Below are 16,409 nucleotides of genomic sequence, written 5' to 3'. Positions count from 1 at the left end.
ACGTGATTCAGTGATGCTCATGTGCCGCGCTCAGGTAGACCACCGTCAGGACGGTGAAGATGAACGCCTGCAGGGTGATGACCAGGATGTGGAAGATGGCCCAGGGCACGTTCAGCGTCCAGGAGACCCAGAACGGCAGCAGCGCGATCAGCAGGAAGATGACTTCGCCGGCGAACATGTTGCCGAAGAGACGCAGGCCGAGGCTGAGCGGCTTCACCAGCAGGCCGATGAGCTCCATGACCAGGTTGAAGGGGATCAGCAGCCAGTGGTTGAACGGGGTGAACGAGAGCTCCTTGACGAAGCCGCCGGCGCCCTTGACCTTGATGCTGTAGTAGATGATCAGGCAGAACACGCCCAGCGCCATGCCGAGAGTGACATTGGGATCGGTGGTCGGCACGAGCTTCATGTACTCGACGCCGAACTTCGCGAACAGCTGAGGGGCCAGGTCCACGGGCACCAGCTTCAGCAGGTTCATCAGGAAGATCCAGACGAACAGCGTCAGCGCCAGCGGAGCGATCACCGGGTTCCTGCCGTGCAGGAAGGCGCCGCGCACGGTGCCCTCGACGAACTCGAAGACCATCTCGATGGCGCACTGCAGCTTGCCCGGCACGCCGGTGGTCGCGGCCTTGCCGACCATGCGGAACAGCCAGATGAACAGCGCGCCCATCGCCAGCGACCACCCCATGGAGTCCAGGTGGATGGCCCAGAAGCCCATTTCCTGAGCTTCGCCGGCCGAGTGGGCCAGCGACCAGCCATTCTCGGGATGGTAGCCGTAGGTCAGATTCTGCAGGTGGTGCTGAATATACTCCGTGGGAGTCGAGTTGTTGCCTGCCATGAGCTGCCTCGATTTCAGTTGGGTGTCTGTCGCGTCATCTGCCAGGAGGCCAGCCAGTACGCGAACAGGGTCACCACATAAGCGCCAAAGAATAAAGCATGATTTGAGAGGGGCACTGTGACGAACACCAGTGTGAAGAGTGCCACTGTCAAACCAAACTTCCCGGCCGCCGCACGATAGAGGCCGTGGACCGCTCGGCGGGCCTGGCGACCGCCGCGGTGGCGAAACACGCGCCAGGCGAAATAGATGTTAGGCAGCAGCGCCACGGCGCTTCCCACCAGGGCCGAGACGGCATCGGCGGGGCCTTTGAACCCGGCAGCGAGCCCGACCATGAGCGCCATGGCGGCGAGCTGTGCGACCCACAGTGGTCGCAGGCTGGGGCGCCTGTTCCTGGCTGCCATGGGGGTCTCCGTTCACGCTACCGATGGTCGGCGACCCGTCAACTTCGCTGCGCCTCGCCACATGCGGGTCAACGAAAGGTCCGGCGCGATTATAGGGAAGGCCCTCTTAAGCTTCAACCGAGGACGCCGCCATTAGCCGCGATATCTCGTTGCTCTACGACTAAAAGTCGATAAAATCGCCCAGCATGTTTAGCCGGCTAATGGCTGGTCGCCGCGCCAACGGCCGGCTAACGGATGTGCTCGAGGATCCCGTCGAGCTCATCGAGGCTCGCGTAGCGGATCGTCACGCGTCCCTTGCCGCCCCGTCCGTGCTGGATCTTCACCGGCGCGCCCAGCACCTCGGCGAGGCGCGTCTCGAGGCCGGCCACGTCGGCGGACGGCGCCTCGGGGGCGGGCTTGGCCGGCTCGCCATTGGCCAGGCGCTTGACCAGCGCCTCGGTGTCGCGAACGGTGAGGTCCTTGTTGACCACCTCGTGGGCGGCCTTGCGCTGCTTGGCGCCCGACAGCGCCAGTAGCGCCCGGGCATGGCCCATGTCCAGGTCGCCACGCTCGAGCAGGGTCTGCACCTCGGGGTCCAGCGTCAGCAGGCGCAGCAGGTTGGCGACCTGGGCTCGGGAGCGGCCCACGGCATCGGCGGTCTGCTGCTGGGTCAGCGAGAACTCCTCGAGCAGCCGCTTCAGCGCCATCGCCTCCTCGACGGGGTTCAGGTCCTCGCGCTGGATGTTCTCGATCAGCGCCAGGGCCAGCGCCACCTCGTCGCTTACCTCGCGGATCACCGCGGGAATCACGTCGAGCTCGGCGAGCTGGGCGGCCCGCCAGCGGCGCTCACCGGCGATGATCTCGTAGCGCGCCTCGCCGACGGGGCGCACCACGATCGGCTGCATCACCCCCTGGGCGCGGATCGAGTCGGCCAGCTCCTCGAGGGCCTCGGGCTGGATGTCCCGGCGCGGCTGGTACTTGCCGCGGGAGAGCTGGCCCAGCGGCAGGCGCTCGAGGCGCTCGTCGGCGGCGGGCGGCAGGGGCGCCGCGGGCTCGAGCCCCTCCTCGATCTCGACCTCGGGCAGGTCCAGGCTTTCACGACGGCGGGCGTTGGCACCGATCAGGGCATCCAGGCCACGTCCCAGGGCGCGTTTACGCGTCATCGACATTCCCTCATCACTACCAGCGGTGTTCGACGGCCGGCCTACAGCGACAGGCGTCGGATCAGTTCCTTGGCCAGCACCCGATGGGCCTGGCTGCCTCGCGAGAAGCGCGCGTACTTGGTCACCGGCAGCCCATGGCTGGGGGCCTCGGCGACCCGGATGTTGCGCGGGATGGTGGTCTTGAGCAGCGCGTCGCCGAAGTAGTCGCGCAGCTGCTTGCTGACGTCCCGGGTCAGGCTGTTGCGGGCATCGAACATGGTACGCAGGATACCGAAGATCTCGATCTGCGGGTTCACGCTGTCCTTGATCTGCTCAACGGTATCGAGCAGCGCCGAGAGCCCTTCCAGGGCATAGAACTCGCACTGCAGGGGGATCAGCACCCCGTCGGCCGCGGTCAGCGCGTTCACGGTGAGCATGTTGAGCGACGGCGGGCAGTCGATCAGCACCACGTCGTACTCGCCGGAAAGCTCGGCGAGGGCCGTGACCAGCTTGCGCTCCCGCCCGTCGCCACCGGCGAGCAGCTCCACCTCGGCGGCGGTCAGGTCGCCGTTGCCGGGCAGCAGGGCGTAACCGGCCTGGGGGCAGTCGAGGATCACCTCGGTGGGTTTCTTGTCGCCCAGCACCACGTCGAGCACGCTGCCGTCCAGGTCATGCTTGTCGGCACCGCTGCCCATGGTGGCGTGCCCCTGGGGGTCCAGGTCGACCAGCAGCACGCGGCGATCCAGCGCCGCCAGGCTGGCGGCGAGGTTGACGGCGGTCGTGGTCTTGCCCACGCCGCCCTTCTGGTTGGTCAAGGCAATGATCTTGGTCACGTGCAACTCCCTTGCTGGGGAAACAGACGCCTCAGGGGCAGGCCCCGTCGGACGTCCGGTGGCGCAGGACCACCAGCGGTCGGCTGCCGGTCTCGAAGGGGACCGCGAGGTCATGCCGGGCCGCCACGGCGATCGTATCGGGCAGGCCGGCCAGCTCATCATCCACGGCGGGGCCCTTCATGGCCAGCCACTCGCCGTCGGGGGCCACCAGGGTCGCGGTCAGGGTGACGAAGTCACCGAGGCTCGAGAAGGCCCGCGAGATCACCTGGGCGTAGCCGCCGTCCACCGGCGTGAAGGCCTCGACCCGCGCCTGCACCGGCGTGACGTTGGTCAGGCCCAGCTCCATCACGGCCTGGCGCTGGAAGCGCACCTTCTTGCCGTTGCTGTCGAGCAGCGTGACCGAAAGCGACGGCCGGAGGATCGCCAGCACCAGCCCGGGCAGCCCCGGGCCCGAGCCCACGTCGAGCAGCGTCGGCCCCTCGACGAAGGGCAGCACCGCGGCGCTGTCGAGCAGATGACGGCTGACCATCTCCTCCGGCGCGCGTACCGCGGTGAGGTTATAGGCGCGGTTCCACTTGTGCAACAGCCCCACCAGCGCCAGCAGGCGTGCCCGCTGCTCGGCGTCCACGGGGAGGTCCAGCTCGGCCAGGCCCCGGTCGAGGCGTGCCTCGACGGTCGTGTCGACGCCCGTCATGCGTTGACCGCCCGGCTGTCGTCGAGCAGGCGCCGCTTCTTGAGGTGGATCAACAGGATCGACACCGCGGCCGGCGTCACACCGGAGATGCGCCCCGCCTGGGCCAGGGTCTCGGGGCGCGCGGCCTCGAGCTTCTGGCGAATCTCGTTGGAGAGGCCCTCGACGCGCTGGTAGTCCAGGTCGGTCGGCAAGGGGGTTGCCTCGTGACGCTTGAGCTTGTCGATCTCCTGCTGCTGACGATCGATGTAGCCCTGGTACTTGGCCTGGATCTGTACCTGGTCGGCCACCGCCTCGTCCGCGACGGGCTCGCCCTCGATGCCGGGCAGGTCGGCGAGGTCGGCGTAGCCGAGCTCGGGACGCTTGAGCAGGTCCATCAGGTTGTACTCACGCGGCAGCGGCGCGCCGGTCTTGGCCTCGACCCGCGCGGCCGCGGGGCTGCCGGGCTGCACCCAGCTGGCCTTGAGCCGGGCGCTCTCGCGCTCCACGGCGTCGCGCTTGGTGGCGAAGGCCGACCAGCGAGCGTCATCGACCAGGCCGAGCTCGCGGCCGAGCTCGGTGAGGCGCATGTCGGCGTTGTCCTCGCGCAGCAGCAACCGATATTCGGCTCGGGAGGTGAACATCCGGTAGGGCTCCTTGGTCCCCAGGGTGATCAGGTCGTCGACCAGCACGCCGAGGTAGGCCTCGTCGCGACGCGGCGACCAGGCCTCCTGCCCCCGGGCCCGGCGGGCGGCGTTGAGTCCCGCCAGCAGCCCCTGGGCCCCCGCCTCCTCGTAGCCGGTGGTGCCGTTGATCTGGCCGGCGAAGAACAGGTTGTGGATGAACTTGGTCTCCAGCGAGTGCTTGAGGTCCCGCGGATCGAAGAAATCGTACTCGATGGCATAGCCCGGACGGGTGATGTGCGCGTTCTCGAAGCCCTTGATCGAGCGCACCACCTGCAGCTGCACGTCGAAGGGCAGCGAGGTGGAGATCCCGTTGGGATAGAGCTCGTGGGTATCGAGGCCCTCGGGCTCGACGAACACCTGGTGGCTGGCCTTGTCGGCGAAGCGGTGAACCTTGTCCTCGATGGACGGGCAGTAGCGCGGCCCGACGCCCTCGATCACCCCCGAGTACATCGGCGAGCGATCGAGGTTGGCGTGGATGATCTCGTGGGTGCGCTCGTTGGTGTGCGCGATGTGGCAGCTCACCTGGCGGGGATGCATCTCGCGGCTGCCCTGGTAGGACATCACCGGGGTCGGGGTGTCGCCGGGCTGCTCCTCGAGCGAGGCGAGATCGATGCTCTTGGCATCGAGACGCGGCGGCGTGCCGGTCTTCAGGCGATCGACCCGGAACGGCAGCGCCCGCAGCCGCTCGGCCAGGCCGTTGGAGGCGGGATCCCCGGCGCGACCGCCGCGGCTGGTGTCCAGGCCGATGTGGATCACCCCGCCGAGGAAGGTGCCCGTGCACAGCACCACGGTCTCGGCGAGGAAGCGGATACCGGTCTCGGTGACCACGCCCCGCACGGTGTCGCCGTCGACGATCAGGTCGCCCGCCGCCTGCTGGAACAGGGTCAGGTTGGCCTGGTTCTCCAGCATGGTGCGGATCGCGGCCTTGTAGCGGACCCGGTCGGCCTGAGCACGCGTGGCCCGTACCGCCGGCCCCTTGCGGGCATTGAGCACGCGAAACTGGATGCCGCCGAGGTCGGTTGCCAGGCCCATGGCACCGCCCAGGGCATCGATCTCCTTGACCAGATGGCTCTTGCCGATCCCGCCGATGGCGGGATTGCAGGACATCTGGCCGAGCGTCTCGATGTTATGGGTCAGCAGCAAGGTCCGGCAGCCCATGCGGGCCGAGGCCAGGGCGGCTTCGGTTCCGGCATGGCCGCCGCCGATGACGATGACGTCAAAGCGGTCGGGGTACTCCAAGGGTCACCTCTTGGCGCAGCGCGCCGATGTGGCAGTCAGGGGTGGAAATCAGCGGGCCAGTATAAACCCCCTGTGGGTAATCGTCAGGGTTTTCCACACCCGAATTCCTTCCCCGCGGCGCTCATCGCTCTTCATATACAATAAAACAGAATATAAAAGAGAAGTTCTGTTGTGGTTGTAACTACTGGTGTGGACATTTTCGGTGGATAAGCGAATAAATCCTATTTTTATCAACAGCTTGTATTGTTGATCCCTCGCGGGAGAAAGGCGTGACTGCCTGCGGACGAGGTGTCCGGAGACTGTGGATGGAATGGTGCCTTGTCCACACGGCAAAACGATCACCGCTTGTCCACCGTTCCCTACCGGGCTTGTTACCGCGACTGTGAACATTCGGGGGCCAGACGTCCATTGCCGTGTATGACGGGGCCTGCAGGCCGATCCGGGCAGGCTCCGGGATTTTTCTATCCACAGGCAAAAAAAAGCCCTGTCGATAACGACAGGGCCTTTTCTGAAGGGCTGATGAAAGGCTCCGCGGGGAGCGCAGCAGGCAAGATCAGTGCTTGAGGACTCGCGAGAGGAAGCTCTGGGTGCGTTCATTTCGCGGCGAATCGAAGACCTCCTCGGGCGGTCCCTCCTCGGTGATCTCGCCCTTGTGAATGAAGATCACCCGATCGGCGACCTCACGGGCGAAGCCCATCTCGTGGGTCACGATCAGCATCGTCATGCCCTCCTTGGCCAGTTCCCGCATGGCGTCCAGGACCTCGCCGATCATCTCCGGATCGAGCGCCGAGGTGGGCTCGTCGAACAGCATCAGGCGCGGCTCCATGGCCAGCGCACGGGCCAGGGCCACGCGCTGCTGCTGGCCACCGGAGAGCTGCCCGGGATGCTTGGCGGCCTGGTCGCTGATGCCGACCCGCTCGAGCAGGCGCTCGGCGGTCTCGGTGGCGTCCTCCTGGCTCCACCCACGCACCTTCATCGGCGCCAGGGTGACGTTGTCCAGCACGCTCAGGTGGGGGAAGAGGTTGAACTGCTGGAAGACCATGCCGACCTCGGTGCGGATCTTCTGCAGCGCCGCCGAGGCCTTGCCGTGGGGCACCAGCTGGCTGCCATCGACCTCCAGGTAGCCCTGCTGGAACTCCTCGAGGCCGTTGATGCAGCGGATCAGCGTCGACTTGCCCGAGCCACTGGCGCCGATGATCACCACGACCTCGCCGGGGGAGACCGACAGGTCGATGTCCTTCAGCACGTGCAGGCTGCCGAAATGCTTGTTGACCTTGTCCATGCGCACGATGGGATCGCTGCCGGACGTGGACTTCTCGTGTGTCATGTCGCGCGTTCCTTATTGTCCGACCAGGCCTCTGCGCTCGAGCTGGCGCAGCACGAACGAGAGGGTCAGGGTGATCGCCAGATAGAGCAGGGCGACCATCAGGTAGACCTCGAGGGCATTGAAGGTGGTGGCGATGTAGACCTGACCCTGACGGACCAGTTCGCCGACCCCGATCACCGAGAACAGCGAGGTGTCTTTGATGCTGATGATGCCCTGGTTACCGAGTGACGGGATCATGCGCCGGAAGGCCTGGGGCCAGATGATGTAGCGGAAGGTCTGGCGGCGCGACAGGCCGAGCGACAGGCCCGCCTCGCGCTGGCCGCGCTCGATGGACTGCACGCCGCCGCGCACGATCTCCGAGATATAGGCGCCGGAATTGACGGCGATGGCGGCGATACCGGCCACCAGGGCGTTGATCGGCCCGCCCAGCAGCTGCGGCAGGCCATAGAAGATGAACAGCACCTGCACCAGCACCGGGGTGCCGCGGAAGATCTCGATGTAGGCCACGGCCGGGATCTTCAGCCAGGCGAGGCGACTGATGCGCAGCAGGCCGAAGAGGATGCCGATCAGAAAGCCGATGGCCAGGCCACCGAAGGAGATCAGCAGGGTATAGGGGATACCCTTGAGCAGGAAGGGAATGGAGGCAAAGGCCGCCTGCCAGTCGAATTGGAAGGTGACGTCCACAAGGTTTCTCCGTCAAGACGCGGGGGATGACGACAGGGGAAGGTACCGGGGGCACAACGCAGCGGGGTCGGGCCTCATGACCCGACCCCGCTGACGGAAGTCGCCGGGCATCACTCGCCGCTGGCGCTACCGAACCACTTGGCGTGGATCTCGTCGTAGGTGCCGTCTTCCTTCATCTCGGCCAGGGCCTCGTTGACGGGCTCGACCCACTCGCTGCCCTCGACGAAGACGATGCCGTACTGCTGGCCCTCGTAGAGGTCGCCCACGACCTTCACGCGACCCTCACCCTTGGTCTGGGAGAAGTAGCCGACGTTGGGCGCATCGTAGAAGACCGCATCGACGCTGCCGCCGAGCAGGGCCATGTACATGTCGCTGCTGCCCGGGTAGGGGGTGATGTCGGCGTCGTCGCCGAGGTTTTCCTGGAGGAAGTCGTAGCTGGTGGAGCCGACCTTGGTGCCGATCTTCTTCCCGCTCAGGTCCTCGAGCTCCTGGACGCTGTCGTCGTTGGCGCCGACCAGGATGCGCAGGCCGCTATCGTAGTAGGGATCGGAGAAGTCGACGATCTCGGCACGCTCGTCGGTGATGGTGATGCCGGCGATGGCGATGTCGACGTTGCCGGTCTGCACGGCGGGAATGATGCCGTTGAAGTCCATCGTGCGCAGGTTGTACTCGAAGCCGGCCCGCTCGGCGAGTTCGCTGATGATGTCCATGTCGAAGCCGACCATCTCGCCGGACTCCTGATCCATCATCTCGAAGGGCACGAAGCTCGGGTCGGTGACGACCTCGAGCACGTGCTCATCGGCATTGGCCAGCGCAGCACCACCCAGTCCGATGGCGATGCTGGCGGCCAGCGTGGCTCTCTTCAGTTGCTGTTTCATGGCATTCCCCGTGGAAGGATTTCTTATTCATACGCGCCATCAACGATGGCGAGTTCCCGGAGAAGCGTCAAGTGACGGGCAAGGTGGGCTTTGGCCGCTGAGCCAACGTTGTCGCTCAGACCATGAAGGAGGCGCCGCACCCGCAGGTGGTGGTGGCGTTGGGATTCTGGACCAGGAAGCGCGCGCCGGCGAGGCCCTCCTCGTAGTCGACGGTGGAGCCGACCAGGTACTGATAGGAGAGCGGATCGACCACCAGGGCCACCGCGCCGAATTCGACGAGGGTATCGTCCTCGGCGGTCTCCTCGGCGAAGTCGAAGCCGTACTGGAAGCCCGAACAGCCGCCGCCGGTGACGTAGACGCGAAGCTTGAGCCGGGGGTTGCCCTGTTCCTCGATCAGCGCCGCGAGTCGGGCCCGGGCGCCGTCGGAGAGCATCAAGGGGGTGGGAACGAAGGATTCGGCACCGCTCATGGGTGACCTCCCCTGGATCGATGAATGGCGTGACAGCTGGCGATTATCCCCATTCCCCAGCAAAAGGGTCAACTTTATCGAGGCGGACTGGGCTAGCGACGGGAATGTTGTGGTTCGAGGCTAAGCCGTCGGCAGGTCCCGAAGTGTCGGACCATCGAGGGGGCGCTGTGAACCCTTCCCTGGGCGCTACTTTTGCCATCCCTGGCAAAAGACCCCCTCTACGACCTGACCCCGGCGTCTCTCAGGAGCCTCATGGCGAGTGCAGCAGGAGGGAGGGAACCATCATCAGGGCATCATCGCCGGGGCATCGAGGCCGGCGGTCTCGTCGAGGCCGAACATCAGGTTGAGGTTGTGCACGGCCTGGCCCGAGGCGCCCTTGACCAGGTTGTCGATCACCGAGAGCACCACCACGGTATCGCCGTCGCCGGGGCGGTGCACCGCCAGCCGACAGACGTTGGCGCCCTTGACGCTGCGGGTCTCGGGGTGGCTGCCGGCGGGCATCACGTCGACGAAGGGCTCGCCCGCGAAGCGGCGCTCGAAGAGCGCCTGGAGATCGCCCGGCTCGCCGGTGAGGCGCCCGTAGAGGGTGGCATGAATGCCGCGGATCATCGGCGTCAGGTGCGGCACGAAGGTCAGGCCCACCGGGCCGCCGGCGGCATCGCCGAGCCCCTGGCGGATCTCGGGCAGGTGACGGTGGCCCGAGGCGCCGTAGGCCTTCATCGACTCGCTGGCCTCGGCCAGCAGCGAGGGGACCTTGGCGCCGCGTCCGGCCCCGGTCACGCCGGACTTGCAGTCGGCGATCACGTGCTCGACATCGATCAGGCCGGCCTCCAGCAGCGGCAGCAGGCCGAGCTGCACGGCGGTGGGATAGCAGCCGGGCACCGCGATCAGCCGCGCCTCGCGGATGCGCTCGCGACGCACCTCCGGCAGGCCGTAGATCGCCTCGCCGAGCAGCGCCGGGGCGCCGTGGGCCTGGCCGTACCAGTGGGCCCACTCGTCGGCGTCGCGCAGCCGGAAGTCGGCCGACAGGTCGATCACCCGGGTACCGCGCTCGAGCAGCTCGCCCGCCAGGGCGTGGGCCACGCCGTGGGGGGTGGCGAAGAAGACCGCGTCGCAGCGTCCCAGCCGGTCGGCATCGGGCAGGCTGAAGGCCAGCTCGTCGTAGTGGCCGCGCAGGTTGGGGTACAGCTCGCTGACGGCCATGCCCGCTTCGGAGCGCGAGGTGATGGCATCCACCTCCACGTCCGGATGACGAGCCAGCAGCCTGAGCAGTTCGACGCCGGTGTAACCGGTGCCGCCGACGATTCCGACCTTGATCACGATGGACTCCTGGGAACGGGGCTGGGAAGGGAAGCGCTGAGACCTCTGTGTCTGGATATGATACACAAGAGGGCAGGGTCCACCCAGACGGGGGATCCCCGATGCCGAGGCCGAACAGGAACGTCGCCGTGCCGCGCTTCTCGCTACCCGACTTCAGCCTGGATGGCTTCCGTCGCCAGCTGGCCAATGTGGATGCCCTGCCCCAGCTGTGCGTGCTGGGCGTGGTCTCGGGGCTGATCACCGGGGGGCTGATGGTGGCGTTCCGGCTGCTGCTCGCCCTGGGCGCCCTGGCCTACATGCCCGACGGCAATCCCGAGGCCTTCGAGCAGCTCCCGCCCTGGGGGCGTGCCCTGCTGCCGCTGCTGGCGGTGACGCTGATCGGCCTGTGGCTGTGGCGTCAGCCGGCCGCCAACCGCAAGATCGGCGTGGCCCACGTGATCGAGCGATTGACCTACCATCAGGGGCGCTTCCCGCTGCGCAACTGGATCACTCAGTGGTGGGTCGGGCTGATCTCGGTGCTCGGTGGCCTCTCCGCCGGGCGCGAGGGGCCGGCCATCCACCTGGGGGCGGCGGCCGTCAGCGGCCTCGGCCAGCGGCTCCAGCTGCCCCACAACAGCCTGCGGGTGCTGGTGGCCTGCGGTACCGCGGCGGGCATCTCGGCCTCCTTCCACACCCCCATCGCCGGGGTCATCTTCGCCATGGAAGTGGTGATGATGGAGTACACCATCGTCGGCTTCATGCCGGTGATCCTGGCCTCGACCGTGAGCGCTGTGGTGGCCCAGCTGGTGTTCGGCACCGAGCGCGCCTTCCAGGCCTCCGACGTGGCGTTGGGGTCTCTGTTCAATCTGCCGTGGCTGGTGGTCTGCGCGCTGGTCATCGGGCTGCTGGCCGGGCTCTTCGTCAGGGTGGCGCGCGCCGGACGCCGGCTGGAGCGACTGCCCTGGGGCCTGCGTTTCGCGCTGGTCGGGATCGCGGTCGGCGGCGTGGCCTGGTGGTATCCCCAGGTGCAGGGCATGGGCTACGACAGCCTGGTCCTGAGCCTCTCGGGTGGCCTGCCGCTGGACGTGCTGCTGGCCATCGCCATCGGCAAGCTGCTGCTCACCGCCGGCGCCGTGGCCTGCGGTATCCCCGTCAGCATCATCGGGCCGGTGCTGGTGGTGGGTGCGGCGGCCGGCACCCTGCTGGGCCTGCTCGGTGCCCAGCTGATGCCGGGCCTGGCCGCCGGTCCCGAGATCTACGGCATGCTCGGCATGGCCGCCATGATGGGGGCGGTGCTGCAGGCGCCGCTGGCCGCGCTGATGGCGCTGCTCGAGCTGACCAGCAACCCCAACATCATCCTGCCGGGCATGCTGGCGGTGGTGGTGGCGGGGCTGACCTCCCGCCAGCTGTGTCGCTGCGACGGCTTCTTCATCAGCGTCACCCGACATGGCCTGCACCCGCTGCAGCAGCCGTTGATGCAGGCGCTCTCCCGGGTGTCGGTGCCGGCAGTCATGGAGCGCAGCCTGGTGCGCAGCACGCGCGTGGTGACTCGCGACCAGGCCCGGGCGCTGCTCGAGGCCAATCCCGTCTGGGTGCTGATCGAGCGCTCCTCCGCCGACAAGCCGTTGCTGGCGCTCAAGGCGGCCGACCTGGCGCGCTGGCTGCAGGAGCACGACGAGGAGAGCGCCGATGACAGTGCGCTGCTGGATCTAGTCGAGATCCCCGGCCAGCGCCTTGACATGGCGCCGATCCACCTGCAGGCGACGCTCACCGAGGCCTTCGAGCGGCTCAACGACAAGGCGGTGGACGCCCTCTACGTGGAGCACGGCCATCGGCCGAAGAACAAGCGGATTTCCGGTATCATCACCCGCGACGCCATCGAGCGACACTATCGTTTTTCCGATTCATCAAACGGCTGAGGAGTCGTCATGTACCTGTGGATGAAGGCCTTGCACCTGGTGGCCATGGTGACCTGGTTCGCTGCCCTCTTTTATCTGCCGCGCCTCTACGTCTATCACGCCCAGGCCCGAGACCGCGGCGAGCAGCAGGCGATCGACCACTTCCTCGTCATGGAGCGCAAGCTCTATCGCGGCATCATGACCCCGTCGATGATCGCCGTGCTGCTCTTCGGTGGCGCCATGCTGGCGCTCAATCCCGCCTGGCTCGGCCAGGGCTGGCTCCACGCCAAGCTCACGCTGGTGGTGGCGCTGGTGGCCTATCACCATGTCTGCCTGATCTACCTGAAGCAGTTCGCCGCGGCGCGCTGCACGCGCGGCCACGTCTTCTTCCGCTGGTTCAACGAGCTGCCGGTGATCGCCCTGCTGCTGATCATCTTCCTCGCCGTGATGAAGCCCTTCTGATGGCCGATGACGCGGAACTCACCCCTCACCTGCCGACCGTGCTGGTGCTGGCCGGCCACGACCCCACCGGTGGTGCCGGCCTGGTCGCCGATAGCGAAGCGGTGGCCGCCTGCGGCGGCTGGGCCTTGACCCTGCCCACGGCGCTGACGGTGCAGAACTGCCGCGACGTCAGCGCGGTGCGTCCCGTCGCCGCCGATGACCTGCGCGCCATGGCGGCGGCCCTCGACGAGTTCGAGATCGCCGCCATCAAGATCGGGGTGATCCCCGATGTCGCCGTGCTGGATGCCGTGGTGGACATCGTGCGCCGGCGTCCGGGCGTGCCGGTGGTGATGGATCCGGTGCTCAGCGCCGGCGGCGGCAGTGAGTTGTCCACAATCGAGCTGATCGACGCCATCCGCCATCATCTGCTACCGCTTGTGGATATCCTGACGCCCAATCGTCGCGAGCTGGCTCGGCTGGCCGACCCCGACGGTGGCGACGATACCGAGCGGGCGGTAGGGCTGATGTCGCTGGGCTGCCAGGCGCTGCTGGTCACCGGCACCGACGACCCCGAGGGGCGGGTGCCCGCCGATCGTGTGGAGCATACGCTGCACGCCCCGGACACCAGCCGCCAGTGGACCTGGCCGCGTCTGGCCGGCGTCTTCCACGGTTCCGGCTGTACCCTGGCGAGCGCCCTGGCGGCGCGCCTGGCCGCGGGGGAGTCGCTGGTCGTCGCCTGCGAGCAGGCTCAGGCCTTCACCTGGCAGGCACTGGCCCACGGCTGGCAACCCGGCAGGGATCAGCGCCTTCCCCGTCGCCTCTGGGAGCTGCCGGCGCTGCCCGCCGGTCTCGCTCCCGGATCGACAAGCGGGTGCTGATGCCGGACGGGCTGGTCATCGTCCCCCCGGCAGACGAGAATAGGGACGAATTCGGGCCCCGCCGGTCGCCCTTCGTTCGGCGACATTCACCGGCTTTTCACCGCCTGTCACAGTTTTATCCAGAGAACTATCCACAGCCTGCCCGACGGGCAGGCCCCAACAGGGCAAGAGGTTGACATGACCACATCCGCACAGCTCTTCGAACAGGCCTGCCGGCACATCCCCGGCGGGGTCAACTCGCCGGTGCGCGCCTTCAAGGGCATGGATCGTCCCCCGGTGTTCATGGAGCGTGCCAAGGGCGCCTATCTGTTCGATGTGGAAGGCAAGCGCTATGTCGACTACGTCGGTTCCTGGGGGCCGATGATCACCGGGCACGCCGACCCCGAGGTGCTGGGCGCGGTGCGTGAGCGCCTCGATGCCGGGCTCTCCTTCGGCACCCCCACGGCCGTCGAGACCACCATGGCCGACCTGATCTGCGAGATGATCCCCTCCATCGAGATGGTGCGCATGGTCAACTCCGGCACAGAGGCCACCATGTCGGCGGTGCGCCTGGCGCGCGGCTTCACCGGCCGGGACAAGATCGTCAAGTTCGAGGGCAACTATCACGGCCACACCGACTCACTGCTGGTCAAGGCGGGCTCCGGGGCCCTGACCCACGGCGAGCCCAGCTCCCCGGGGGTGCCGGCCTCCCTGGCCGAGCATACCGTGACGCTCTCCTTCAACGATCCCGATGCCGTCGAGGCCTGTTTCGAGGAGATCGGCAGCGAGGTGGCCTGCATCATCGTCGAGCCGGTGGCCGGCAACATGAACTGCATCCCGCCCCAGCCGGGCTTCCTGGAGACCCTGCGTCGGGTCTGCGACCAGCACGGCAGCGTGCTGATCTTCGACGAGGTGATGACCGGCTTCCGGGTCGCCATGGGCGGCGCCCAGGCGTACTACGGCGTGAAGCCCGACCTGACATGCCTGGGCAAGATCGTCGGTGGCGGCATGCCGGTGGGGGCCTTCGGTGGGCGTCGCGAGATCATGGAGGTCGTCTCGCCGCTGGGGCCGGTCTATCAGGCCGGCACCCTCTCGGGCAATCCGCTGGCCATGTCGGCGGGCATCACCCTGCTCACCAAACTGCAGGTGCCCGGCTTCCACGATGCCCTGGCCCAGCGGGTCGAAACGCTCTGTCATGGCCTCGAGGCGCGTGCCGAGGCGGCGGGGATCGACATGATCACCCAGCGCGCCGGCGGCATGTTCGGGCTCTTCTTCACCGGCCAGAGCCGGGTCGACAACTTCGCTCAGGCCACCGCCTGCGACGGGGATGCCTTCCGTCGCTTCTTCACCGCGATGCTCGACGAGGGGGTCTACCTGGCGCCGTCGGCCTTCGAGGCCGGCTTCATGTCCAGCGCTCATGCCCCGGAAGACATCCAGCTGACCCTGGATGCCGCCGAGCGAGCCTTTGCGGCGATGCAGCGCCGCTGATTTCCCCTCACCGACCGGGAGACCCAGATGGGCCAGAGAGATGCGCAACACCAGGCGCCGTGCGAGGACGCCCTGCAGCTGGAGGCACTGATCGATCGACTGGTGGCCTTCCACGGTCGCGCAAGCGTGGCGTCCCTTCCCGATGATCCCGGCCTGGTGGCCTTCCAGGCGCGCATCGAGGGTGAGGTGGCGGCCCTCGAGCCGCTGCTGATCGGCGAGGAGGATCGCCATCGCCTCGCCTCGCTGCGCCAGTGGCTCGATCAGGACGTGCAGCGCCTGGCCCCGGTCTTCCTCAAGCGCCGGGATCGACTGCTGTCGACCAGCTGGGCCGTCGAGCATCCCGACAGTCGGCTCTGCGACGAAGGCCGGGTGCTGCTCGCCAATGCCATCGGCCGCGACCTGCAGGGGCCCGGCGCCGACGGCGTCATCGATCCTGGCAACGACCTGGCCGCGCTGCTGGTCGGACTGGATGCCCGGGGCGAGACCGGCCTGGCTCGCCAGGCGCTGGATCGCTACCTGCGTCTGTCCGGGGACTACGGCATGGCGCGGCTGCTCTCGGTGTTTCGCGTCGTCGAGGCCCTCGCCGGTGCACGGCGTGCCCTGGCACGTCGACGCGCGGCGGGAGAGGACACCGAGCGCCCGGCACTGCTGGCCGAGACCATGCGGGCGTGTCACGGGTATCTGACCCTGGCCGAGGCCTATGCCGAGTTCCGCTTTCCGCCGCTGGTGATCGGCATCGGCGTCTCCGGCAGCGGCAAGAGTCGCTTCACGCGCACGCTGGTGGCGCGTCTGGGCGCCGTGCGGATCTGCTCCGACGTGGAGCGGCGTCGCGTCCACGGCCTCGATCCACAGGTGCCGCCGACATCACCGGCTGTGGATATCTTCAGTCGGGAGGCCACCGAGCGGACCTATCAGCGGATGGCCGAATGCGCCGGCATGCTGCTGGAGGCCGGATTCCCGGCCTGTGTCGATGGCACCTTCCTGAAACGCGAGCAGCGTGACCGGCTGCGTCAGGAGGCCGAGGCCCGTGGCCTGCCGGTGTTGCTGGTCAGCTTCGAGGCCGATGAGGCGACCCTGCGCCGACGCATCGAGAAGCGGGCCGGGCGTCAGGGCGTCGAGGCTCGGGAGAGTCTGGCGATCCTGGAGGCTCAGCGGGCCGGCTTCGAAGCGATCGGCGACGAGGAGCGGCTGCATCTGCTGCGCCTGGACACCACCGCCGACAATGCCGCCGAGACCCTGGCGGGACTCATTCAGGAGCATGTGCGGCTGATCTGAACGGGCGC

At 67.5% G+C, this 16,409-nt stretch carries 16 protein-coding genes; 5 read left to right on the top strand and 11 right to left on the bottom strand.

The features are described 5' to 3' along the window. Positions 1 to 7 precede the first annotated feature (7 nt). The 11 genes from atpB to argC all read right to left on the bottom strand — a co-directional run bounded on the left by atpB (position 8) and on the right by argC (position 10,463). The gene (gene atpB, locus ACGTNG_RS07440) at positions 8 to 835 is read right to left on the bottom strand and encodes a F0F1 ATP synthase subunit A (protein WP_394576380.1); all 828 of its coding nucleotides are present in this window, start codon (positions 833 to 835) and stop codon (positions 8 to 10) included. Positions 836 to 849: 14 nt separating this feature from the next. Then, complete coding sequence (locus ACGTNG_RS07435; protein ID WP_394576379.1) at positions 850 to 1,236, bottom strand: ATP synthase subunit I; 387 nt, start codon at positions 1,234 to 1,236, stop codon at positions 850 to 852. 227 nt (positions 1,237 to 1,463) lie between these two features. Beyond that, a complete protein-coding gene (locus tag ACGTNG_RS07430; protein ID WP_394576378.1) occupies positions 1,464 to 2,378 on the bottom strand; it encodes a ParB/RepB/Spo0J family partition protein in 915 nt (304 codons plus the stop codon). Positions 2,379 to 2,419: 41 nt separating this feature from the next. Continuing rightward, a complete protein-coding gene (locus tag ACGTNG_RS07425; RefSeq protein ID WP_349756635.1) occupies positions 2,420 to 3,190 on the bottom strand; it encodes a ParA family protein in 771 nt (256 codons plus the stop codon). 31 nt (positions 3,191 to 3,221) lie between these two features. Next, a complete protein-coding gene (gene rsmG / locus ACGTNG_RS07420) occupies positions 3,222 to 3,884 on the bottom strand; it encodes a 16S rRNA (guanine(527)-N(7))-methyltransferase RsmG (RefSeq protein ID WP_394576377.1) in 663 nt (220 codons plus the stop codon). After that, positions 3,881 to 5,785, bottom strand: a complete 1,905-nt coding sequence (gene mnmG / locus ACGTNG_RS07415) for a tRNA uridine-5-carboxymethylaminomethyl(34) synthesis enzyme MnmG (RefSeq protein WP_394576376.1) — start codon at positions 5,783 to 5,785, stop codon at positions 3,881 to 3,883. Before mnmG ends, rsmG begins: the two co-directional genes overlap by 4 nt. A gap of 553 nt (positions 5,786 to 6,338) precedes the next feature. Next, on the bottom strand, positions 6,339 to 7,112 hold the full coding sequence (locus ACGTNG_RS07410; RefSeq protein WP_394576375.1) for an amino acid ABC transporter ATP-binding protein: 774 nt from the start codon (positions 7,110 to 7,112) through the stop codon (positions 6,339 to 6,341). A 12-nt stretch (positions 7,113 to 7,124) separates the two neighbouring features. After that, complete coding sequence (locus tag ACGTNG_RS07405) at positions 7,125 to 7,796, bottom strand: amino acid ABC transporter permease (protein ID WP_108446200.1); 672 nt, start codon at positions 7,794 to 7,796, stop codon at positions 7,125 to 7,127. A 110-nt stretch (positions 7,797 to 7,906) separates the two neighbouring features. Continuing rightward, positions 7,907 to 8,674: a transporter substrate-binding domain-containing protein gene (locus ACGTNG_RS07400; RefSeq protein ID WP_394576374.1), complete on the bottom strand. Its 768-nt coding sequence runs from the start codon at positions 8,672 to 8,674 to the stop codon at positions 7,907 to 7,909. Between the two features lie 115 nt (positions 8,675 to 8,789). After that, entirely contained in the window at positions 8,790 to 9,143 is a 354-nt protein-coding gene (erpA, locus tag ACGTNG_RS07395) for an iron-sulfur cluster insertion protein ErpA (RefSeq protein WP_138178806.1), read from the bottom strand. Positions 9,144 to 9,428: 285 nt separating this feature from the next. Continuing rightward, positions 9,429 to 10,463: an N-acetyl-gamma-glutamyl-phosphate reductase gene (gene argC / locus ACGTNG_RS07390; protein WP_394576373.1), complete on the bottom strand. Its 1,035-nt coding sequence runs from the start codon at positions 10,461 to 10,463 to the stop codon at positions 9,429 to 9,431. Positions 10,464 to 10,591: 128 nt separating this feature from the next. On the opposite strand from argC, the gene ACGTNG_RS07385 reads away from it, so the two are divergent. From ACGTNG_RS07385 to ACGTNG_RS07365, 5 genes are all read left to right on the top strand, one after another. After that, positions 10,592 to 12,361, top strand: coding sequence for a chloride channel protein (locus ACGTNG_RS07385; protein WP_394576715.1), 1,770 nt, complete (start codon positions 10,592 to 10,594; stop codon positions 12,359 to 12,361). A gap of 9 nt (positions 12,362 to 12,370) precedes the next feature. Then, positions 12,371 to 12,802 (top strand): protoporphyrinogen oxidase HemJ, encoded by a 432-nt coding sequence (gene hemJ / locus ACGTNG_RS07380; protein WP_394576372.1) that lies wholly within the window; start codon positions 12,371 to 12,373, stop codon positions 12,800 to 12,802. After that, a complete protein-coding gene (thiD, locus tag ACGTNG_RS07375; protein WP_394576371.1) occupies positions 12,802 to 13,659 on the top strand; it encodes a bifunctional hydroxymethylpyrimidine kinase/phosphomethylpyrimidine kinase in 858 nt (285 codons plus the stop codon). The genes hemJ and thiD overlap by 1 nt, the downstream gene beginning before the upstream one ends. 177 nt (positions 13,660 to 13,836) lie before the next feature. After that, positions 13,837 to 15,126: a glutamate-1-semialdehyde 2,1-aminomutase gene (hemL, locus tag ACGTNG_RS07370; protein WP_394576370.1), complete on the top strand. Its 1,290-nt coding sequence runs from the start codon at positions 13,837 to 13,839 to the stop codon at positions 15,124 to 15,126. Positions 15,127 to 15,153: 27 nt separating this feature from the next. Further along, positions 15,154 to 16,401 (top strand): P-loop nucleotide/nucleoside kinase family protein, encoded by a 1,248-nt coding sequence (locus ACGTNG_RS07365; RefSeq protein ID WP_394576369.1) that lies wholly within the window; start codon positions 15,154 to 15,156, stop codon positions 16,399 to 16,401. Positions 16,402 to 16,409 lie beyond the last annotated feature (8 nt).

Source organism: Halomonas sp. B23F22_3, assembly GCF_043496965.1.
Taxonomy (GTDB): Bacteria; Pseudomonadota; Gammaproteobacteria; order Pseudomonadales; family Halomonadaceae; genus Halomonas.
The sequence above is the reverse complement of the archived record's forward strand: the minus strand, read 5'-3'. Positions and strand labels throughout refer to the sequence as shown.